21 protein-coding genes are annotated in these 19,057 nt (G+C 67.8%); 17 read left to right on the forward strand and 4 right to left on the reverse strand.

Annotated elements, in window-relative coordinates:
* Positions 1–6: 6 nt before the first annotated feature.
* The 3 genes from flhC to ACG00X_RS07625 all read right to left on the reverse strand — a co-directional run bounded on the left by flhC (position 7) and on the right by ACG00X_RS07625 (position 1,734).
* Complete coding sequence (gene flhC / locus ACG00X_RS07615) at positions 7–543, reverse strand: flagellar transcriptional regulator FlhC (protein WP_394487475.1); 537 nt, start codon at positions 541–543, stop codon at positions 7–9.
* 99 nt (positions 544–642) lie between these two features.
* On the reverse strand, positions 643–963 hold the full coding sequence (flhD, locus tag ACG00X_RS07620) for a flagellar transcriptional regulator FlhD (protein ID WP_394487476.1): 321 nt from the start codon (positions 961–963) through the stop codon (positions 643–645).
* 306 nt (positions 964–1,269) lie between these two features.
* On the reverse strand, positions 1,270–1,734 hold the full coding sequence (locus ACG00X_RS07625; RefSeq protein WP_394487477.1) for a hypothetical protein: 465 nt from the start codon (positions 1,732–1,734) through the stop codon (positions 1,270–1,272).
* A 437-nt stretch (positions 1,735–2,171) separates the two neighbouring features.
* On the opposite strand from ACG00X_RS07625, the gene ACG00X_RS07630 reads away from it, so the two are divergent.
* The 8 genes from ACG00X_RS07630 to ACG00X_RS07665 all read left to right on the forward strand — a co-directional run bounded on the left by ACG00X_RS07630 (position 2,172) and on the right by ACG00X_RS07665 (position 9,088).
* On the forward strand, positions 2,172–3,035 hold the full coding sequence (locus ACG00X_RS07630; RefSeq protein ID WP_394487478.1) for a flagellin N-terminal helical domain-containing protein: 864 nt from the start codon (positions 2,172–2,174) through the stop codon (positions 3,033–3,035).
* Between the two features lie 232 nt (positions 3,036–3,267).
* Positions 3,268–4,137 (forward strand): flagellin N-terminal helical domain-containing protein, encoded by an 870-nt coding sequence (locus tag ACG00X_RS07635; protein WP_394487479.1) that lies wholly within the window; start codon positions 3,268–3,270, stop codon positions 4,135–4,137.
* Positions 4,138–4,382: 245 nt separating this feature from the next.
* Positions 4,383–5,246 carry a flagellin N-terminal helical domain-containing protein gene (locus ACG00X_RS07640; RefSeq protein WP_394487480.1) on the forward strand — a complete coding sequence of 288 codons (864 nt, stop codon included), beginning with the start codon at positions 4,383–4,385 and terminating at the stop codon, positions 5,244–5,246.
* Positions 5,247–5,339: 93 nt separating this feature from the next.
* Positions 5,340–6,833, forward strand: a complete 1,494-nt coding sequence (gene fliD / locus ACG00X_RS07645) for a flagellar filament capping protein FliD (RefSeq protein ID WP_394487481.1) — start codon at positions 5,340–5,342, stop codon at positions 6,831–6,833.
* Between the two features lie 212 nt (positions 6,834–7,045).
* Positions 7,046–7,477 (forward strand): flagellar export chaperone FliS, encoded by a 432-nt coding sequence (fliS, locus tag ACG00X_RS07650; RefSeq protein WP_394487482.1) that lies wholly within the window; start codon positions 7,046–7,048, stop codon positions 7,475–7,477.
* A 35-nt stretch (positions 7,478–7,512) separates the two neighbouring features.
* Complete coding sequence (locus ACG00X_RS07655; RefSeq protein ID WP_394487483.1) at positions 7,513–7,812, forward strand: flagellar protein FliT; 300 nt, start codon at positions 7,513–7,515, stop codon at positions 7,810–7,812.
* 47 nt (positions 7,813–7,859) lie between these two features.
* The gene (locus ACG00X_RS07660; protein WP_394487484.1) at positions 7,860–8,600 is read left to right on the forward strand and encodes a flagellar brake protein; all 741 of its coding nucleotides are present in this window, start codon (positions 7,860–7,862) and stop codon (positions 8,598–8,600) included.
* Positions 8,597–9,088, forward strand: a complete 492-nt coding sequence (locus ACG00X_RS07665; protein WP_394487485.1) for a pilus assembly FimT family protein — start codon at positions 8,597–8,599, stop codon at positions 9,086–9,088. The genes ACG00X_RS07660 and ACG00X_RS07665 overlap by 4 nt, the downstream gene beginning before the upstream one ends.
* Positions 9,089–9,171: 83 nt before the next feature.
* Here ACG00X_RS07665 and fliE read toward each other — a convergent pair whose 3' ends face one another.
* On the reverse strand, positions 9,172–9,498 hold the full coding sequence (gene fliE, locus ACG00X_RS07670; RefSeq protein ID WP_394487486.1) for a flagellar hook-basal body complex protein FliE: 327 nt from the start codon (positions 9,496–9,498) through the stop codon (positions 9,172–9,174).
* 147 nt (positions 9,499–9,645) lie between these two features.
* Here fliE and fliF point away from each other — a divergent pair, with 147 nt between their 5' ends.
* From fliF to fliN, 9 genes are all read left to right on the forward strand, one after another.
* Positions 9,646–11,343 (forward strand): flagellar basal-body MS-ring/collar protein FliF, encoded by a 1,698-nt coding sequence (fliF, locus tag ACG00X_RS07675; RefSeq protein WP_394487487.1) that lies wholly within the window; start codon positions 9,646–9,648, stop codon positions 11,341–11,343.
* 125 nt (positions 11,344–11,468) lie between these two features.
* Positions 11,469–12,464 carry a flagellar motor switch protein FliG gene (gene fliG / locus ACG00X_RS07680; RefSeq protein WP_394487488.1) on the forward strand — a complete coding sequence of 332 codons (996 nt, stop codon included), beginning with the start codon at positions 11,469–11,471 and terminating at the stop codon, positions 12,462–12,464.
* Positions 12,465–12,716: 252 nt separating this feature from the next.
* Positions 12,717–13,490 (forward strand): FliH/SctL family protein, encoded by a 774-nt coding sequence (locus ACG00X_RS07685; RefSeq protein ID WP_394487489.1) that lies wholly within the window; start codon positions 12,717–12,719, stop codon positions 13,488–13,490.
* Positions 13,487–14,920, forward strand: coding sequence for a flagellar protein export ATPase FliI (gene fliI, locus ACG00X_RS07690; protein WP_394487490.1), 1,434 nt, complete (start codon positions 13,487–13,489; stop codon positions 14,918–14,920). Before ACG00X_RS07685 ends, fliI begins: the two co-directional genes overlap by 4 nt.
* A 69-nt stretch (positions 14,921–14,989) precedes the next feature.
* Positions 14,990–15,445 (forward strand): flagellar export protein FliJ, encoded by a 456-nt coding sequence (fliJ, locus tag ACG00X_RS07695; protein WP_394487491.1) that lies wholly within the window; start codon positions 14,990–14,992, stop codon positions 15,443–15,445.
* Positions 15,446–15,449: 4 nt separating this feature from the next.
* Positions 15,450–16,655: a flagellar hook-length control protein FliK gene (locus ACG00X_RS07700; RefSeq protein WP_394487492.1), complete on the forward strand. Its 1,206-nt coding sequence runs from the start codon at positions 15,450–15,452 to the stop codon at positions 16,653–16,655.
* Between the two features lie 160 nt (positions 16,656–16,815).
* Positions 16,816–17,415 carry a flagellar basal body-associated FliL family protein gene (locus ACG00X_RS07705; RefSeq protein ID WP_394487493.1) on the forward strand — a complete coding sequence of 200 codons (600 nt, stop codon included), beginning with the start codon at positions 16,816–16,818 and terminating at the stop codon, positions 17,413–17,415.
* A 110-nt stretch (positions 17,416–17,525) separates the two neighbouring features.
* Positions 17,526–18,530, forward strand: a complete 1,005-nt coding sequence (gene fliM / locus ACG00X_RS07710) for a flagellar motor switch protein FliM (protein WP_394487494.1) — start codon at positions 17,526–17,528, stop codon at positions 18,528–18,530.
* Positions 18,520–18,963, forward strand: a complete 444-nt coding sequence (gene fliN / locus ACG00X_RS07715; RefSeq protein WP_394487495.1) for a flagellar motor switch protein FliN — start codon at positions 18,520–18,522, stop codon at positions 18,961–18,963. The genes fliM and fliN overlap by 11 nt, the downstream gene beginning before the upstream one ends.
* Positions 18,964–19,057: the final 94 nt, after the last annotated feature.

The following is a 19,057-nucleotide window of genomic DNA, read 5'->3' on the forward strand; positions in this document are numbered from 1 at the left end:
GGGAGCTCAGTGCATCTGGATGGAACCTTGCGCACGGCCCTTGCCAGCGCGCGCCGGCGGGTTGCACAGGCCGCAGATGAAGTGGCGGGACATCTCGTGCGGATGCGTCACGAACTGACCGCCGCACTTGGAGCACTTGGTCAGCGACAGCATGCCGTTGTCGACGAACTTGACGAGACGCCAGGCTCGGGTGACCGACAGCATCGCCTCCAGGCCTTGCGCCTGCGTCTGCTCCTGGTAGAGCTGGTAGGCCTTGATGACGGTGTCGATCTCGTCCATCTCGGCAGCCTTGTTCAGGTACTCGTGGATGTTCAGGAACAGGCTGGCGTGGATGTTGGGCTGCCAGGTCATGAACCAGTCGGTCGAGAACGGCAGCTGGCCCTTCGACGGCGACTTGCCGCTCACTTCTTTATAGAGGCGCAGCAGGCGCTCGTAGGACAGGTCGGTCTCCGACTCCAGAACCTGCAGCCGCGCGCCCAGATGGATCAGCTGAACGGCACGTTCGATCTGCTTGGCTTCGGTGAGGATGCTCTTGACGCGCATGGTGGGCTCCTGGAATCGGTATGAGTTCGGTGTTCGGTCAGGGGATGTCGCGAAGGGGTCAGCCCCTGAGCGATCGCCACCCCGCCGGGGGTCAACAGTTCAGGCGTGTTCGTGGCGGCCAGCCATCAGGATGGACGCATGCAGACGCGACACCGACTCGTTCACGCCCGGCTTGCTGTGGTTGGTCAGCAGGCCCCACACCAGGTCGTCGCTCATGCGGAAGGCGCACAGCAGCGTGTTGCCGGAGGCGATCTTCATGATCTGCGCCGGGCTCAGCGTGCCGATCAACGTGGCCGTTTCCTCGCTGATGCCCAGGCGGTAGAGCGCCTGCTCGCGGTCCGCACGGATGAGGCTCTGGGCCAGCATCAGGTAGGACAGGTTGGCTTCACGGATCTCGGCGAGCATTTGGTCGGCGTTCATGGCGGGTCTCCGTTTTCAGAGGTAGCGGGGAGTTGCAGGTCAGTGAAACGGATTGTGTTGACCCGGCTTCTCCGGCGATATCAGGCTCTGTCGGTGCGCCGCGTCACCCTGGCAGGAAGGGCTTGTCAGGCAAATTCCTACAAGGCTGTCCACCCCTCGCCCAGCGCCGCCCTGTCGAACACAGGCGTGCCCGGTCGGCCCGCGGGGGACGGCTTCACACGCGGCAAGCATGAAATGAATCGCTCAAACACCAGGGCCCCGCAGCTTTCGCTGGCGGGGCCCTGTGAGGGGATGCTGTGACAGGTGTCAGTCGCGGGTGCGGCGCAGGCGCTCCAGCTCGATCATCGCCACCGGCAGCAGCTCCGGCGCCTCGGCCTGCAGGCTGTCGCGCCCCGGGCCTTGCTGGAGTTCGTTGAGCACCCCGATGGCCCGGTCGACCTCGCCCCGCCCCGACAGCGCAAACGCCAGCGTGTAGAGGCTCGGGCCGTGCAGAGGCCGGGACTGCAGCGCACGGTCGGCATAGCCCGCCGCATGCTCCAGCTTGCCGGCGGCCAGCAGCAGCGCCGCCATGTCCGACAGCAGGTCGTGGCTCAGCGGCTCGTCCTGCAGTGCGTCATAGAGCAGGCCCAGGCCACCACCGATGTTGCCCTTGGCCGCTTCGGCGAACGCCGCATTGCGGGCCCGCGCCAGCAACAGCTTGGGGTCGTTGCTGGGCACGGCAACGGGGCGGTGGGCGTTCTTGGCGCGGTTGGACGAGGACAGGGCTCGCATGACGATGCTCCAGACCGGCGCAGGGGTTCGGCCGGGATGGGTCGCACTTTAGGAAGCGCCCGGGCCGTCGATCCAACGAAAAGCCGGGCGATCCCGGTACGGTTTTCGCGCCAGCGGCCGATCCAACGAACAGCCGGTTGGAACTTCTTTTATTCAAAAGATCACGACCTTGACAAATCGGCCTAAAGAAACATCAGCCGCACACCGATAGCCATCCCAACGGCGCTGAAAACAGTTCCGTGGTCCGGCTGGAAAGCTAACGATGTGTGGAATCGCTCTAGGGCGGGGCCGCACCTCGGCGGAAGACCAGCGTCGGGCGTCGCCGCAAGAGCCTGCCGCAAGGTGGGCCCGCGCGGATCGCACGGGTGCCGCACCCGGGCACCTGGGTCTTCGTCCGGCGCTGTTGCCGGGATATCTCTAGCTAAAGGAAGCGCATCATGGCCTCGGTCATCAACACCAATCTGCTGTCGCTGAACGCGCAGCGCAACACGGCAGCCACGCAATCGTCGCTGGCCACGTCCATGCAACGCCTGTCGTCGGGCCTGCGCGTCAACTCCGCCAAGGACGACGCCGCCGGCCTGGCCATCTCGGAGCGCCTGAACGCCCAGGTGCGCGGCTCCAACGTCGCCATCCGCAATTCCAACGACGGCATCTCGCTGTCGCAGACGGCTGAAGGCGCGCTGTCCAAGGTGAACGACTCGCTGCAGCGCATGCGTGAACTGGCGGTCCAGGCCCGCAACGCCACCAACACCAGCGCCGACAAGGACTCGCTGGACAAGGAATTCGGCGAACTCGCCAAGGAAATCCAGCGCGTGCTGGGCGGCACCACCTTCAACGGCCGCGCCATCCTGGCCACCGAGTCGGGCACGCAGACCTTCCAGGTCGGCGCCAACACGACCTCCAATGACCGCATCGACGTCGTGACGACGAACATGACGACGGACGGCACCATCACGGCCGTGGCCGGCACCGACAACACCGGCGCAGGCCGCGCGGTCATCGACAACAGCGCCGCCGGCGCCGACATCGACACCGTCATCGATGACATCGACACCGCCATCAACACGGTCAGCTCCGAGCGCGCAACGCTGGGCGCATCGCAAAACCGCCTCGACCAGGTCATCTCCAACCTGCAGATCTCGGTGGAAAACCAGAGCGCTGCGAAGAGCCGCATCACCGATGCCGACTTCGCCCAGGAAACCGCCAACATGTCCCGAGCGAACATCCTGCAGCAGGCCGGTAACGCCATGATCGCCCAGGCGAATCAGGTGCCGTCGCAAGTGCTGTCGTTGCTTCGATGACGCCGGGCCAGCACCGCTGGCCCTGAGTGAAACGTCCACGCTGAAGACGGAAGTCCTCACGCCACCAGCACAAGCACCTTGAACGCCGCCCCGCCACCGCGGGGGGCGCTTTTGAGGCGCCGTGCAAAAAGGATTCAAGTCAGTCCATCGTCTCGACGATAAGCATCTCAACGGGTTCGCGATTCATTCGAGGACTACGTACCAGACGCCTCGTCAACGAAAGGATTGAGCCATGCCCCAGGTCATCAACACCAACCTCGCCTCGCTGAATGCCCAGCGCAACACAGCGATGTCCCAGTCGTCGCTCACGGTCTCCATGCAGCGGCTGTCTTCCGGCCTGCGTGTGAACTCGGCCAAGGACGACGCCGCCGGCCTGGCCATCGCCGAGCGCATGAACGCCCAGGTGCGCGGCATGAACGTCGCCATCCGCAACGCCAACGACGGCATCTCGCTGGCGCAGACGGCCGAAGGTGCGTTGTCCAAGGTCGGCGACTCGCTGCAGCGCATGCGTGAGTTGGCGGTCCAGGCCCGCAACGCCACCAACACCAGCGCCGACAAGGATTCCCTGGACAAGGAATTCGGCGAACTCGCCAAGGAAATCCAGCGCGTGCTGGCCGGCACCACCTTCAACGGCAAGGCCGTGCTGGCCGCGTCCGACGCGGGCACGCAGACCTTCCAGGTCGGCGCCAACACGACCGGCAACGACCGCATCGACATCGTCACGACCGACATGACGGCCGATGCCACCATCACGTCCGTCGCCGGCACCGACAACACCGGCGCGGGCCGCTCCACCATCGACAGCACGGCCACCGGCGCCGACATCGACACGGTGATCACCGGCATCGACGCCGCGCTGGACAAGGTCAACGGCGAGCGCGCCACGCTGGGCGCCTCGCAGAACCGCTTCGACGCCGTCATCTCCAACCTGCAGGTGGCCGTGGAGAACCAGAGCGCCTCGCGCAGCCGCATCATGGACGCCGACTTCGCCGCCGAAACGGCCAACCTGAGCCGCGCGCAGATCCTGCAGCAGGCCGGCAACACCATGGTGGCGCAGGCCAACCAGCTGCCCCAGCAAGTGCTGGCCCTGCTGCGCAGCTGACGCAACCACCGCGGGCTTGAACGCCCTTTTTTTCGACGAGGCAACTCCCACGGCGCCGGGCCATCCGGCGCCGTGGTGAGCACCCCGACACCCCCACTCCCACCCCGCCTCCGCACCGCTCAGAGGTTTTGATTAGGCCCGGTTTGGCCCGTTGATCGAGCTTTCGGCAACGACGCGCACTTTCAGAATTCAGCCCATCGGATCGACGCTTCATGCGATCCGGCCGAATTGCCGAGGAGTGCGTAATGCCCCAGACCATCAACACCAACATCGTCTCGCTGAACGCGCAGCGCAACCTGAACGCTTCGCAGTCATCGCTGTCGACGTCGATGCAGCGCCTGTCCTCCGGCCTGCGGGTGAACTCCGCGAAGGACGATGCGGCCGGTCTGGCGATTGCGGAACGCATGAACACCCAGGTGCGCGGCATGAACGTCGCCGTGCGCAACGCCAACGACGGCATCTCGCTGGCCCAGACGGCTGAAGGCGCGCTGGGCAAGGTCGGCGAGAACCTGCAGCGCATGCGGGAACTGACCGTCCAGGCCCGCAATTCCACCAACAGCGACTCGGACAAGGATTCGCTGAACAAGGAATTCGAGCAGCTGGCCTCGGAAATCTGGCGGATCATGAACGCCACGACGTTCAACGGCAAACCCATCCTGGCAGACGCCAGCGGCCAGCCGCAGACCTTCCAGATCGGCGCGAACACGACGAGCAACGACTCGATCTCCGTCGCTGCACTGGACCTGACCAACGAACCGACGATGAGCGTCATCGTCGGCACCGGCACAGCCGTCCCGACGCCGATCGACAACACCGCCGACTTCGCCACACTCGGCACGGTCATCGACAACATCGACCGGGCGCTGGACTTCGTGAACAACACACGGGCCACGTTCGGCGCCATGCAGTCGCGCTTCGACGCGGTGATTTCGAATCTGCAGGTCGCCGTCGAGAACCAGACGGCCGCCCGCAGCCGCATCATGGATGCCGACTTCGCCCAGGAAACCTCCAACATGAGCCGGGCCCAGATCCTGCAGCAGGCCGGCAACGCCATGGTGGCGCAGGCCAACCAGCTGCCGCAGCAGGTGCTGTCGCTGCTGCAACGCTGAAAATCTCAAAAAATTTCAGCCCGGGGCCTAAAGTTCCGGAAAACTCAGGCCGATATCCCCCTGGCATATCGGCCTTTTTTGCATTGTTGAGCCATGGCCACCATCTCATCACTCGGTCTCGGAAGCGGCCTCGACGTTGAATCGCTCATCACCAAGTTGATGGCGGTCCAGCAGCAGCCGATCACGGACATCAACACGCGAACCAGCGGTCTCAAGACCAAGCTGTCGACCTACGGCACGCTGCAGAGCAATCTGTCGACGCTGAAGGATGCCGCCAACAAGCTCACCAACCCCGACACCTGGGCGGGCGCCAAGGCCACGTCCAGCGACGCCACGTCCGTGAGCGTCACGGCGTCCAGCGGCGCGGCGATCAGCAGCACGTCGATCAGCGTCAGCCAGCTGGCGGCACCGCAGACCCTGGCCTCCAGCACTTTCTCCAGCGCCACGAGCACCGTGGGCCAGGGCACCCTCACCATCGAACTCGGCAGCTGGGGCACGGACGGCGCCGGCGCCTCCACCTTCACGTCGAAGGCCAACACCACCCCGGTCACCATCACCATCGGCCCGGGGCAGGACCAGCTGACGCAGATTCGCGACCAGATCAACGCCGCCGGCGCCGGCGTGCTGGCCTCCATCGTCACCGACGCCACCGGCTCCCGGTTGACCCTCACCTCCCGCAACAGCGGCGAGACCAACGGGTTCCGGGTCACCGTCAGCGATACCGACGGCGCCAACGGCGACGCCACCGGGCTGTCGCAACTGGCCTACGACCCCAGTGCCTCCGCCAGCCAGATGACGCAGACGCTGCCGGCGGCCAACGCGCGCGCCATCCTGAACGGCCTGCCGATCAGCTCCGAGACCAACTCCCTGACCTCGGCCATCGACGGGCTCAACATCACGCTGCTGCGCACCATCCCGCCCACCACGCCGGTCGTGCTCAGCGTGACCCAGGATGCGGACGCCATCAAGAAGGCCATCACCGACTTCACCACCGCCTACAACGCCGTCAACCAGTTGCTGCGCAACCAGACCAAGGTCGACACATCCGCGCTGACCAGCAACATGACCAGCGATGCCATCGCTGCGGCACAGGCGGCGCGCGCGTCCAGCCTGCAAGGCGATGCCACCGCCATCGGCCTGCAAAACCAATTGCGCGGCCTGGCGGGCGGCGTGACCTCGCTGGGCGGCAGCCTCTCCCGCCTTGCCGACATCGGCCTGGCGCCCGGCACCGACGGCAACCTGCCCACGGCGGGCGCCAAGCTCGACAAGGCACTCACCAACCTCAGCGACCTGAAGCAGTTCTTCATGGGCGTCGACAAGAACGACGACAGCAACAACGGCTTCGCCGTTCGCATCAGCACGCTGGTCACCAAGGCCCTGGGCGTGGATGGCAGCGTCTCCACGCGCCAGAAGGGCATCCAGGCCAACATCGACAGCAACAACAAGCAGGTGAACGACCTGAACGACCGTTCGGCGTCGATGGAAAAGCGGCTGCGCGCGCAGTACGCCGCGCTGGACACCAAGATGAGCCAGCTGGGCAGCTTGTCCAACTACCTGAACCAGCAGATCACGCAGATGAACAAGTGAGGCGCCCGACGCCCCACGCCCCACGCGACGCGGCCTTCGGGCCGCTTTTTTTTGCCTGCCACAGCGGCGCGGGTGCCGGCGCATTTCAATCCGGAGAAAAAACTTCACAGTCGAGTGCATGTCCGGGGACACCCCGGCTCAAGTTCTCCCCGGAGATGGCCGAAAAACAGTCAACACGACGACGCCACCACCCCACTCCCATGTACGGCAACATGTCCTCCCCCTTCGCAGCACGCAACCAGCGCGCCTCCATGTACGCCAAGGTTGGCCTGGAGACCGATGTGCAGGCCGCCACGCCGCACCGCCTGGTCGCCATGCTGTTCGACGGCGCCTTCGACGCGATGGCCCAGGCCGTGCAGGCCATCCAGGCCGGCAACGTCGAGCTCAAGGGTCGCGCGCTGTCCCGTGCGGTTCGCATCCTGGACGAAGGTCTGCGCGCCGGGCTGGACCTGTCGGCCGGCCAGCTGGCCACCGACCTGCGCGAGCTCTACGGCTATGTGTGCATGCGGCTGACGCAGGCCAACCTGCGGGGTGACGTGGCCGCCATCGAGGAATGCCAGCGCCTGCTGAGTCCGGTGCGCGAAGCCTGGGCCGCCATCGGCAACACGCCCGCCGCCCTCGGCAACGCCGCCCGCGCCGCATGAGCGCCGCCCTCCGCCACAAAACCGGTGAACCTGCAATGAACTCTGAACTGCTGAACTACTACGAAGCCATCGAGCAGGCCAGCGCCGACATGCTCTCCGCCGCGCGTACTGGCAACTGGGACGAAGTCGTCAAGCTCGAAGGCGCTTGCGTGCTGCTGATCTCCCAGCTCAAGGCCGCCGCCAACGCCAGCCCGCTGGCGCCGGGCGAGTCGCAGCTCAAGACGCGCATCATGCAGCGCATCCTGCTGAACGACGCCGAGATCCGCCACCTCGCCGAGCCCTGGCTCGAAGACCTCGACCATGTGATGAAAGGCAAGAGTCGTCTGGTTCACTGAACGCCGGGTCGCAGCGGGCGTCGACCCGCGCGACTACGATCTTCCGCATGACTCTCCCTGAAACCGCACCCGAAGAACTGCGGGTGACGTCCATCGCCGAGATCCAGGCCTATCTGAGGCAGTTGCAGCGCGAGCGAGCGTCCGTGATGCTGAACGCGCCCCCCGGTCACAGCCTGAACGGACATGTGTGCGCACTGGACGCCGACACCGACGTGCTGGGCGTGGAACTCGGCACCGACCCCGGCGGCATCAGCCAGGCGCTGGTAGCCGGCGGCGAGATCACGGCCGTGGCCTATCTGGGCACCATCAAGCTGCAGTTCGAGCTTGACAACGCCGTGCTCGTCAGCGGTGACCAAGGCGCCGTGCTGCGCAGCCGGGTGCCCACGCGGCTGTATCGCTTCCAGCGCCGCCAGTCCTTCCGCGTGCAACCCTCCGGCAGCATCTATCCGCGCGTCACGCTGCCGGGTGGCAGCCAGCCTGCACGAACCCTGCGTGTCCTGGACCTGAGCATCGGCGGCGTGGCGCTGGCGCTGCCCGCCGGCCTGGCAGGCGCGGTGCCACTGGCCATCGGCCAGGCATGTGGCGGCGTCACGCTGGAGCTGGACCGCACCACGACACTGCAGGTCGCGCTGCTGCCTCACCATGCCAGCGCCATCTCCGGCGAGGTCCGCGGCCTGCTGCAACTGGGCTGCGCGTTCGTCGACCTCGACACCACCACGATGCGGGCACTGCAGCTCTACGTCGACCAGACGCAGAAGCGCCGCCGGCTGTTGAAGCTCGACGCATGAAGCGCGCTGGCCAGCCCGGGTTCACGCTGATCGAGGTCGTGGTCACCACGGCCGTGCTGGCGATCATCGTGGCGGCGGCCGTGCCGACTTACGTCAGCTACCTGGCTCGCCAGCGCCTGCGCCACGTGGCCGAGCTGCTGGAACAAGACCTGCGCCGCGCCCGCGAGCTCAGCGTCAACGATGGGCGCAACGTCTACGTCACCTTCCACAGCGGGCCGCAATGGTGCTGGGGCTACAGCCGCACCGCGCCGTGCGACTGCGCCACCGGGCAGCCGCGCTGCGAAGTCGGTGGCCTGACGCACCACGACTACAAGGGCACGCTGCTGCAGTCCGGCCAGGGCGTCACCTTCCAGGCGGGCCTGGGGCGGGCGCTGGACTGGACGCGCATCGGCCTCTCCAACGACCGCAACCAGCAGCTCTACCTGGACCTCAACCCGCTGGGCCGGCCCACCATCTGCGGCTCCGACTCCCGCAAGGGAACTTGCTGAACCCCGCTCGCTGAGCGCGTCAGCGCCGCGCCAGGAGGCTGTCGGGCTTTGGGCCTGGAGCGCGCCCAAAGCCCGAAAACCGCCTAGATCTGCATGTTCATGATCTCGGAATAGGCCGAGACCAGGCGGTTGCGCACCTGCAGCGTGGCCTGGAAGCCGATCTGCGCCTTTTGCATCGAGACCATGGTCTCTTCCAGGCTCACGGTCGGGTTGTCCAGCTGCACCTCGCGCTGCAGCCGCGACGCCTCGTTCTGCTGGGCGCTGACGTTCTTCAGCGCCTGCGTCATGGCGTCGCCGAAGCTCGCGCCCGTCGTGGCCGCAGGCTTGGGCGACAGCGGCGTGCCATTCACCGCCAGGCCGGCTCGGGCGGCCGCCTGGGCGAAGTCGAAGGGGCGCAGCTTCATGTCCATGGGGTGGCACTGTGGCAGCAAGTCACGGGCGCGAAGCGCGGAGATGACGGGGTGGGGTCGGCCACTTCGGCGCTTTCTTGAGGGGGGCGGGCCCGAATAATTTGCGCCATCGGTCGAATCCCGACCTTCCCTGTCGCCCACCCCTCGATGGACAACGCCCTGAGCGCCCCCGCTGTCAACGCCCCGGTGATGATTTCGCCGACCGAAGGACAGCCCAACTTCGTGCAGCGCCTCAACGGCCTGCCGCTGCGCAGCAAGCTGACCATGGGTGCTGGCCTGCTGGCGCTGGCGGGCTCGGTGCTGGCCATCACGTTGTGGTCGTCCCAGGGCGACTACCGGCCGCTCTACAGCGGCCTGGCCGACAAGGACGGCGGCGAGGTCATCGGCCAGCTGTCTGCCATGCAGGTGCCCTACAAGCACGAGGCCGGCGGCACCATCCTCGTGCCGGCCGGCCAGGTCTATGAGCTGCGCATGAAGCTGGCCGCCCAGGGTCTGCCCAAGGGCAGCGCCAACGGCGGCGCCGCCGGCTTCGAGCTGATGGACAAGTCCTCCATCGGCCAGACGCAGTTCGCCGAACGGCTGAACTTCCAGCGCGGCCTGCAGGGCGAGCTGGCGCGCACCATCAAGGAAATGCCCGACGTGGCCGACGCCCGCGTGCACCTGGCCATCCCGCAGCAGAACGGTTTCTTCCGCGAGCAGCAAAAGCCCAGCGCCAGCGTCATGCTGACACTGCGCGGCGGCCGCACGCTGGACCGCAACCAGATCGCCGGCATCGTCCACCTGGTCTCCAACGCGGTGCCCGAGCTGAACCCCAAGGCCGTCAGCATCTCCGACCAGACCGGCGCTCTGCTCTCGCAAAACGCCAACGACACGGCCACCGGGCTGGACACCCAGCAACTGCAGTTCAAGCAGCAGGTGGAGGCCGGCTTCAACAAGCGCATCTTCGAGCTGCTGGAACCCGTGGTGGGCCGCGACAACCTGCGCTCCACCGTCACCGCCGACCTGGACTTCTCGCAAACCGAGGCCACCGCCGAGGAATACCGCCCCAACCAGGGCCCCAACACCCAGGCCACGGTGCGCTCCAGCCAGAACAGCGAGAGCACGAACGCCAACGCCGCGCTGCCCACCGGCGTGCCGGGCGCCGCCACCAACCAGCCGCCCGTGCCGGCCACGGCGCCGATCAACGGTGCCAGCGCGCCGCTGCAGGCCGCCCAGGGTGGCGCCGGCACGAACAGCAGCCGGCGCGAGCAGGTGACGAACTACGAAGTCGACAAGACCGTGCGCGTCACGCGCGGCTCGGTCGGCAACGTGCGGCGCCTGAACGCGGCCATCGTCGTGAACCACCGCACGCAGACCGACGCCAAGGGCAAGACCACCACGCAGCCCGTGCCGCCCGAGGAAATCGCGCGCCTGACGGACCTCGTCAAGGAAGCCATGGGCTTCAACGCCGACCGTGGCGACTCGGTCAAGGTCGTCAGCGCGCCCTTCATCGTCGACAAGACCGAGCCGACGGACGTGCCGATCTGGAAGCAGCCCTGGCTGCTGGACCTCGCACGCAGCGCCATCGTGCCGCTGGCCTTCGTCGCCATCGCGCTGATCGCCGTGTTCGGCATGATCCGCCCCGCCATCAAGGCCGCCGCGCCGCTGCCGCCGGAGGAAAAGCCGGCCGAGACCGTCGACGAGGTCGTGGACGACGTCGAGTTGCTGCCCGGCGCCGATGGCATGCCCAAGCTGGAAGCCCCACTGCACAACGAAAAACTCGAGCGTGCCCGCGCCCTGGCCCGCGACAATCCGGTTGCGGTCGCCAACATCATGCGCGACTGGATGTCGGGAGAGGCTGCGTGACTGTGAACCCCTCGTCCGGTCTCGCCTCGCTGAATGCGGGCGCGCCCGGCCGATCCCCCGAGGGGACGGCGATGCGCGCGGCCAGAGAGGCGATGCACTACGCTTGCGGGGCGTGAGGTTTGAATATGGACGACAAAGGCACAGAAAACGCCGCAATCCTGCTGATGTCGCTGGGCGAAGAAGAGGCCAGCGAGGTCTTCAAGCATCTGTCGCCCAAGGAAGTGCAGGCACTGGGCGAGACGATCGCCAAGCTCAAGGTCATCAAGCGTGCCCAGGTCGAGTACGTGCTCGACAAGTTCGACGTCGTGGCCGAGACGCACAGCACGCTGGTCACCGACACCGACGAGTACGTGCGCGCCGTGCTGCGCAAGGCGCTGGGCGAGGACAAGGCCAACCTGCTGCTGGACCGCATCCTGCAGGGCAGCGACGTGTCCTCCATCGAGAGCCTGAAGTGGATGGACGCCGCCAGCGTGGCCGAGCTGCTGCGCAACGAGCACCCGCAGATCATCGCGGCCATCCTGGCCCACCTGGACTTCGACCAGACCAGCTCGGTGCTCAAGCTGTTCACCGAGCGCGGCCGCAACGAGGTGCTGATCCGCATCGCCACGCTGGACGGCATCCAGCCGACCGCGCTGAAAGACCTCAACGAGGTCATGAGCCAGATCCTGGCCGGCGGCGAGCGCATGAAGAAGAGCTCGCTGGGCGGCGCCAAGACGGCGGCCGAGATCATCAACATGATGGGCTCCAGCGTCGAGGCCTCGGTGCTGGACTACATCCGCGAGGCCGACTCCGACCTGGCGCAGAAGATCATGGACAACATGTTCACGTTCGACGACGTGAACAAGATCGACGACAAAGGCATCCAGGCCGTGCTCAAGGAAGTGCAGAGCGAGAGCCTCATCGTCGCGCTCAAGGGCGCCAGCGCCGACCTGCGCGAGAAGATCTTCCGCAACATGTCCAGCCGTGCCGCGGAGACGCTGCGCGAAGACCTGGAGACGCGCGGCCCGGTGCGGCTGTCGGAGGTCGAGGCCGAACAGAAGGAAATGCTCAAGATCGTGCGTCGCCTGGTCGACGAAGGCCAGATCGTGCTGGCCGGCGGCGGCGACGACCAATTCGTATAGCAATGACGCCCCTCGTCCAGTCCCGCACCGCTGAACGCGGGCGTTCCTGGCCGGGACCGCTCTGCGGCCGGCAGCCACAGAGCTTCGGCAGGCACAGCGCGCCCACAGGGCGCACTGTGTCCGGCCTCAGCCCCCAAGGGGACGGCGATGCTTGCGGCATCAAGCCGCAAGCACATCGCCATGGCGGGCCGGCTTGGGAGCGGCCCGGCGCTCGGCCCGAAATGCGGCACGATGCGGATCGGAGTCATTGATATGGTCACACGACAACCGCCTAGGCAAGTCCCGCCGCCCGACCGCCGCGAAGGCGAGCGGCGCGGCAGCTATGCGCGCTTCATCCCCGGCGAGGAGGTGCAAGGCGCCAAGGCCTGGAGCCTCGACAACCTCGGCGACCCGGCGCCCTCCCCGTTCGCGCCGATGCGCCCCGGCACGCCCCCACCGCCGCCGCCCGCGGCCGCGCCGGAGCAGCCCCCGCCGCCACCCGAACCCAGCGTGCAGGAGCTGGTGCAGGCCGCCCGCCAGGCCGGCTACCAGGACGGTTACCGTGACGGCATGGCGGCGCTGGACGCCTTCAAGCACAGCTTCGCCCAGCAGATCAGCGCCCAGGTGGGCCAGGTCGTGAAGAGTTTCGACGCCGAACTGCAGGCGCTGGAGGGCGACATGGCGCAGTCCGTCGCCCGCATCGCCGTCGAGCTGGCCCGGCAGGTCGTGCGCAGCGAGCTGGAGCAGCGCCCCGAGCTGATCGCCCGTGTGGCGCATGACGCCGTCGAGGCGCTGCAGCTGTCGGCCCGCCATGTGCGGGTGCGCGTGCACCCCGACGATTTCCCGCTGGTGCAGGAAGGCGCCGGCCAGGAGCTGCAGGCGCGCGAGGCCCAGCTCATCCCCGATGCCGACGTGGTGCGCGGTGGCGTCAAGGTCGATGCCGACATCGCCAGCGTCGACGCCACCATCGGCGCCCGCTGGCAGCAGGCGGTCAGCGCCATCGGCCAGCAGTCCATCTGGCAGGACCGCCGCCAGGAAGAGGAATGAGCACGACACCGCCGCGCGCCGAACGCTGGCAGCGCTACCTGGCCGACCTGGAAGCCCTGGCCGCCAACGCCGCACCACTGGAGTCGCAAGGCAAGCTGGTGCGTGTGGCCGGGCTGGTGCTGGAGGCCACCGGCATCAAGGTGCCGCTGGGCTCGGTCTGCCGCATCCAGATGCCCAGCAGCGGCAACAACCCGCGCCGCGGCCTGGCGCCTGTGAACGCCGAGGTCGTCGGCTTCTCGGGCGACCGTGCCTACCTGATGCCCACCGACGAGGTGCAGGGCCTGTCCAGCGGCGCCACCGTCGTGCCCCGCCACCTGCCGCCGCTGGCGCCGCAGCTGGGCCAGCCGCTGCACCCCTGGCGGCGCGGCGAGGACCGCGGGCTGCACCTGCCCATGGGCGACGGCCTGCTGGGCCGCGTCGTCGACCCGCACGGCCATCCGCTGGACCGCGGCGGCGAGCTGGCCCACATCCACAACGAGCCCATGGTCCGCCGCCCCATCAACGCGATGGACCGCGACCCGGTGCGCACGCCGCTGGACACCGGCGTTCGCGCCATCAATGCGCTGCTGACCGTCGGCCGCGGCCAGCGGCTGGGGCTGTTCGCCGGCACCGGCGTCGGCAAGTCGGTGCTGCTGGGCATGATGGCGCGCTACACGCAGGCCGACGTCATCGTCGTGGGCCTCATCGGCGAACGCGGCCGCGAGGTGAAGGAATTCATCGAGGACATCCTCGGCGAGCAAGGCCTCAAGCGCAGCGTCGTCGTGGCCGCACCGGCCGACGCGCCGCCGCTGATGCGCATGCAGGGCGCCCACTACGCCACCGCCATCGCCGAGCACTTTCGCGACCAGGGGCGGCACGTGCTGCTGCTGATGGACTCGCTGACCCGCTACGCGATGGCCCAGCGCGAGATCGCGCTGGCCATCGGCGAGCCGCCCGCCACCAAGGGCTACCCGCCGAGCTGCTTCGCCAAGCTGCCGCAGCTGGTGGAGCGTAGCGGCAACGGCCTGCCGGGCGAGGGCTCCATCACGGCCTTCTACACGGTACTGACCGAGGGCGACGACCCGCAGGACCCGATCGCCGACTCGGCGCGCGGCATCCTGGACGGCCACATCGTGCTGAGCCGCGAGCTGGCCGAGGCTGGCCACTACCCGGCCATCGACATCGAGCGCTCCATCTCGCGGGTGATGACCAGTGTTGCACCCCAAAACCAGGTCGATTCCGCGCGTCGGTTTCGCCAACTTCTGGCGAAATACAACAAGGCCCGCGACCTGATCCAGCTCGGTGCCTACGCCCCGGGCGCGGACCCCGAGCTGGATCTGGCCGTACGCCTGCACGCCGACATGACGCGGCTGCTGCAGCAGGACATGCACAGCCCGGCACTTCTTCACGCCAGCGTCAGCCAGCTGCAGGCCGTGGTCCAGGGCGCCTAAACCTGCGGGTCGGGCGCGCCGATAACCGAATGGGGCGCCGGAACTCCGGTGCTGCGCTGGAGTAGCTGAATGAACGGATCCGGGACCGACACGCTGAGCCTGCTGCTCGAACGTGCTGAAGGTGAACGCGACGCGGCCGCCCGCGTGCTGCACGCCGCCGGCCTGCAGGCGCAGGCCGCGCGCGCGCAGCACGGCGAGCTCGCCGGCTATCGCCAGGACTACCAGCAGCGCTGGACGCAGAGCTTCGCCCAGGGCACGACGATGAGCATCGTCGGCTGCTACCAGAGCTTCGGCCAGCGGCTGGACCAGGCCGTCCAGACGCAGCACCACGTCGCCAACCATGCCGACCAGCGCCAGGTGCGCGCCCGCGAGGCGCTGCGCGAGGCCGAGCTGCGCTGCGCCGCGCTGCGCCAGCTGATCGCACGCCGCCAGGCCGAAGCCGCCAAGGCCGCCGAGCGCCGCGAACAGCGGGCCACCGACGAATTCGCCGCCCGCGCCCACCTGCGCCGCACGGCCCACGCCTGACACCATGCTCGCCAGCACCGCCATCACCACCCCGAAGCCCGCTGCGTCGCTGCCACCAGCCGGCCCGGCGCCACAACCGGCGAACACGGCCGGCAGCGCCCCCGCGTTCGCGCACTTCCTGACCAGCCAGACCGCGCCACCGCCGCCCAGCCCCGAGCCCGAGGCCCGCTCGCCAGACACCAACGCCACCGTCGCCGCCCAGCGCCGCCAGGCCGCCCAACCGCCCAAGCCTGCAACGCCGAAGCCCCCTGGCGACGGCACCGCCAAGGCCGAGGCCAAGCCCTCTGAAACCGGCAGGGCCGAAGCCGGGGCCGACGACGCCGTCAGCGCCAGCGACGACGATCAAGACGACACCGCCACGCCGCAGCTCAAGGAGTTCACGCAGCTCATTGGCCTGAACACCCAGCCAGCCGACGCGACCGCCCGGCCTGACACCCGCCAGGCCCGGGCAGCCGCCGACGCCGCCGATGAGCAAACCGGCGCGCCAACGGCAGGCCCTCGCGACACCCGGGCGGATGCACGCACCGCCAAGGCGGGCGAGCAGCGGGCCGACGCGGCCAAATCGGCCCAGCTGGCCGAACTCACCGCGCACTCGGCCGATCAGCGCGCGGCCGAGCCGCTGACCCGCGCCTCCGCCGAGCGCCAAGGCGGGGAGCCCGCCGCCGTCACCGGCCAGACGGGTGCGCCGAGCTTTGCCGCCGCGCTGGCCCAGGCCATGCCCGCGTCGGCAGTGCCCGCCGACACACCGGGCACCGCGCCGGCAACCCACCATGCCGCCGTGCACACCGACCTGCACGACGGCGGCTTCGGCTCCGAGCTGGGCACTCGCATCAGCCTGATGGCGGTGGACGGCGTGCAGCAGGCCGAGCTGCAGCTCAACCCGGCCGACATGGGCCCCGTGGCCGTGCAGATCACGGTGGACGGCAGCCAGGCCCAGGTGTCGTTCCACGCGGCGCAGGCCGAGACCCGCCAGGCGCTGGAGCAAAGCCTGCCCGACCTCGCCGCGGCACTGCAAGGCCAGGGGCTGACGTTGTCGGGCGGCGGCGTGTTCCAGCAGTCTCGTCGCGACGCGGAACCTGGCAACGATCGCTCGTCGAGCAGCGGCCCAGGCCGCAGCACACGCGGCGCCGGCGGCAGCATCGCGGCCACCGGCAACGCCACAGCAGCCCCCGTCCGGCGCAGCGTGGGCCTGCTCGACACCTTCGCCTGACCCCCGCCACCCGCCCCGCGGCGCCAACAGACATCCACGGACGCGGAAATAGCCACGCCAGGCCGCAGCTAATCCACGCTTGCCCCACGACACCGAAGTCAATAATCCGACATAGCAGCGCCCAGCATGTGCGGAGGGCGCCGATGTTCAAGGAGTTCTCATGGCGAATGCGCCGGCTGCCGAAGAGGCCGCGCCCAAGGGTGGCGGCAGCAAGAAGCTGATCATCATCCTGGCCGCCGTACTGGTGCTGGTGCTGGTGGGCGGTGCGGCGGCATTCATGCTGCTGAAGAAGAAGGCCCATGCCGAGGACGGCGAGGAAGGGGCCGAAGCGGCCGAGGTCGCGCCCAAGCCCAAGGCCCACGTCAAGAGCGACCACCCACCGACCTTCGTGCCGCTGGACCCGTTCACCGTCAACCTGGCTGACAAGGACGTGGACCGTTTCGCGCAGATCGGCGTCACGCTGCAGGTCGACGACCCGAAGTTCGCCGATCAGATCAAGGCCTACATGCCGGCCATCCGCAGCAATGTGCTGATGGTGCTGTCGCACAAGACCGCCGTCGAACTGCTGACCATCGAGGGCAAGGAAAAGCTGGCGCGCGACATCATGCGGGAATCGGTGCGCCCGATGGGCATCGAGCTCGACGACGACGAAGACGAAGCCCCGGCGGGCGATGCGGCGAAGAAGAAAAAGAAGAAGAAAAGGGTGCGCGTCGAGAGCCCCGTCACGCAGGTCCTGTTCTCCAACTTCATCGTGCAGTAAGACATGTCGACCCCGGCCTTCTTCGTTGCCCGCACCCAAGGTTCGTATGCCTTGGGGCTGCGGCCGTCGCCGTGGGGCGGCCCGGCGGCACCGTCCGTTGAGGTTCAGCCATGAACCAGCAGATCCTTTCCCAAGACGAAGTCGATGCACTGCTCCAGGGCATCACCGGCGAGAGCCAGAAGCTCGAGGCCGAGGAGGAGCAGGTTGGTGGCATTCGCGAGTACAACCTCGCGAGCCAGGAACGCATCGTCCGTGGGCGCATGCCCACGATGGAGATCATCAACGAGCGGTTCGCGCGCAACATCCGCGTGGGCCTGTTCAACTTCATCCGCAAGAGCCCGGAAGTCGCCATCGGCGGCATCAAGGTGCAGAAGTACAGCGCCTTCCTGCGCGAGATCGTCGTGCCGACGAACTTCAACATCGTGTCGGTGAAGCCGCTGCGCGGCAGCGGGCTCATCGTCTGCGACCCGACGCTGGTGTTCGCCGTCATCGACTCGCTGTTCGGCGGCATCGGCAAGTTCCACGCCCGCATCGAGGGCCGCGACTTCTCGCCCACCGAGCAGCGCGTCATCACGCGCATCGTCGAAGTCATCCTGCAGGAGTACCACAAGGCCTGGAAAGGCATCTACCCGCTGGAGCTGGAGTACCAGCGCTCGGAGATGCAGCCGCAGTTCGCCAACATCGCCACGCCCAGCGAGATCGTCGTGTCGACCTCGTTCACGCTGGAGATCGGCGAGACCAGCGGCACGATCTATTTCTGCATCCCCTACTCGACGCTGGAACCCATCCGCGACGTGCTGTATTCGACGACGGTGGGCGACTCCGCCGAGCCCGACCGGCGCTGGATCAACCTGATGAAGACGCAGATCCAGGCCGCCGAAGTCGAGCTGATCGCCGAGCTGGGCACCGCGCCGGCCACGGTGGAGCAACTGCTGGCCTTCAAGCCAGGCGACTTCATCGAGCTGGACCTGGACCCGCTGATCCAGACCAAGGTGGACGGCGTGCCCGTCTTCGAATGCCACTACGGCACTTCCAACGGCAAATACGCCCTCAAGATCGACAAGATGCTGACCGGCCCGCAAGAGGGCTGGCTGGGAGCCAAACATGACACCTGATTCACCCAGCCAAGAAGAACAGGACGCGATGGCGGCGGAATGGGCCGCGGCGCTGGCCGAGGCCGCGCCGGCGCCGTCTGTCGCATCTGAAGTGGTAGCCCCGCCGGAGCAGGTCTCGACACCCAGCTTCGCCAACTTCGCGCCCACGACGGCGGGCGGCCCGGCGGGCGACATCAACATGATCCTGGACATCCCCGTCCAGCTCACGGTTGAACTCGGCCGCACGCGCATCCCGATCAAGAACATCCTGCAGCTCGCCCAAGGCTCGGTGGTGGAGCTCGACGCGCTGGCCGGCGAGCCGATGGACGTGCTCGTCAACGGCTACCTGATCGCCCAGGGTGAAGTGGTCGTCGTGAACGACAAGTTCGGCATCCGGCTAACGGACATCGTCACGCCGTCCGAACGCATGCGCCGCCTCAGCAAATCGGCGTAACAAGCCCACCCTCGCCCCTCCAAGGCGCTTCGCCGCAACGCAACGGCGCGCCGCTGGCGCCCGCTGGATGTCACCGCAGCTCGAAGCGGCGATC

The organism is Pelomonas nitida (genome assembly GCF_043555975.1).
Classification (GTDB): domain Bacteria; phylum Pseudomonadota; class Gammaproteobacteria; order Burkholderiales; family Burkholderiaceae_C; genus Pelomonas; species Pelomonas nitida.

Excerpts from the sequence above, each read along its gene's own strand:
- flhC (WP_394487475.1), bottom strand. The coding sequence starts at position 543 with ATGCGCGTCAAGAGCATCCTCACCGAAGCCAAGCAGATCGAACGTGCC.
- flhD (WP_394487476.1), bottom strand. The coding sequence starts at position 963 with ATGAACGCCGACCAAATGCTCGCCGAGATCCGTGAAGCCAACCTGTCC.
- ACG00X_RS07625 (WP_394487477.1), bottom strand. The coding sequence starts at position 1,734 with ATGCGAGCCCTGTCCTCGTCCAACCGCGCCAAGAACGCCCACCGCCCC.
- ACG00X_RS07630 (WP_394487478.1), top strand. The coding sequence starts at position 2,172 with ATGGCCTCGGTCATCAACACCAATCTGCTGTCGCTGAACGCGCAGCGC.
- ACG00X_RS07635 (WP_394487479.1), top strand. The coding sequence starts at position 3,268 with ATGCCCCAGGTCATCAACACCAACCTCGCCTCGCTGAATGCCCAGCGC.
- ACG00X_RS07640 (WP_394487480.1), top strand. The coding sequence starts at position 4,383 with ATGCCCCAGACCATCAACACCAACATCGTCTCGCTGAACGCGCAGCGC.
- fliD (WP_394487481.1), top strand. The coding sequence starts at position 5,340 with ATGGCCACCATCTCATCACTCGGTCTCGGAAGCGGCCTCGACGTTGAA.
- fliS (WP_394487482.1), top strand. The coding sequence starts at position 7,046 with ATGTCCTCCCCCTTCGCAGCACGCAACCAGCGCGCCTCCATGTACGCC.
- ACG00X_RS07655 (WP_394487483.1), top strand. The coding sequence starts at position 7,513 with ATGAACTCTGAACTGCTGAACTACTACGAAGCCATCGAGCAGGCCAGC.
- ACG00X_RS07660 (WP_394487484.1), top strand. The coding sequence starts at position 7,860 with ATGACTCTCCCTGAAACCGCACCCGAAGAACTGCGGGTGACGTCCATC.
- ACG00X_RS07665 (WP_394487485.1), top strand. The coding sequence starts at position 8,597 with ATGAAGCGCGCTGGCCAGCCCGGGTTCACGCTGATCGAGGTCGTGGTC.
- fliE (WP_394487486.1), bottom strand. The coding sequence starts at position 9,498 with ATGGACATGAAGCTGCGCCCCTTCGACTTCGCCCAGGCGGCCGCCCGA.
- fliF (WP_394487487.1), top strand. The coding sequence starts at position 9,646 with ATGGACAACGCCCTGAGCGCCCCCGCTGTCAACGCCCCGGTGATGATT.
- fliG (WP_394487488.1), top strand. The coding sequence starts at position 11,469 with ATGGACGACAAAGGCACAGAAAACGCCGCAATCCTGCTGATGTCGCTG.
- ACG00X_RS07685 (WP_394487489.1), top strand. The coding sequence starts at position 12,717 with ATGGTCACACGACAACCGCCTAGGCAAGTCCCGCCGCCCGACCGCCGC.
- fliI (WP_394487490.1), top strand. The coding sequence starts at position 13,487 with ATGAGCACGACACCGCCGCGCGCCGAACGCTGGCAGCGCTACCTGGCC.
- fliJ (WP_394487491.1), top strand. The coding sequence starts at position 14,990 with ATGAACGGATCCGGGACCGACACGCTGAGCCTGCTGCTCGAACGTGCT.
- ACG00X_RS07700 (WP_394487492.1), top strand. The coding sequence starts at position 15,450 with ATGCTCGCCAGCACCGCCATCACCACCCCGAAGCCCGCTGCGTCGCTG.
- ACG00X_RS07705 (WP_394487493.1), top strand. The coding sequence starts at position 16,816 with ATGGCGAATGCGCCGGCTGCCGAAGAGGCCGCGCCCAAGGGTGGCGGC.
- fliM (WP_394487494.1), top strand. The coding sequence starts at position 17,526 with ATGAACCAGCAGATCCTTTCCCAAGACGAAGTCGATGCACTGCTCCAG.
- fliN (WP_394487495.1), top strand. The coding sequence starts at position 18,520 with ATGACACCTGATTCACCCAGCCAAGAAGAACAGGACGCGATGGCGGCG.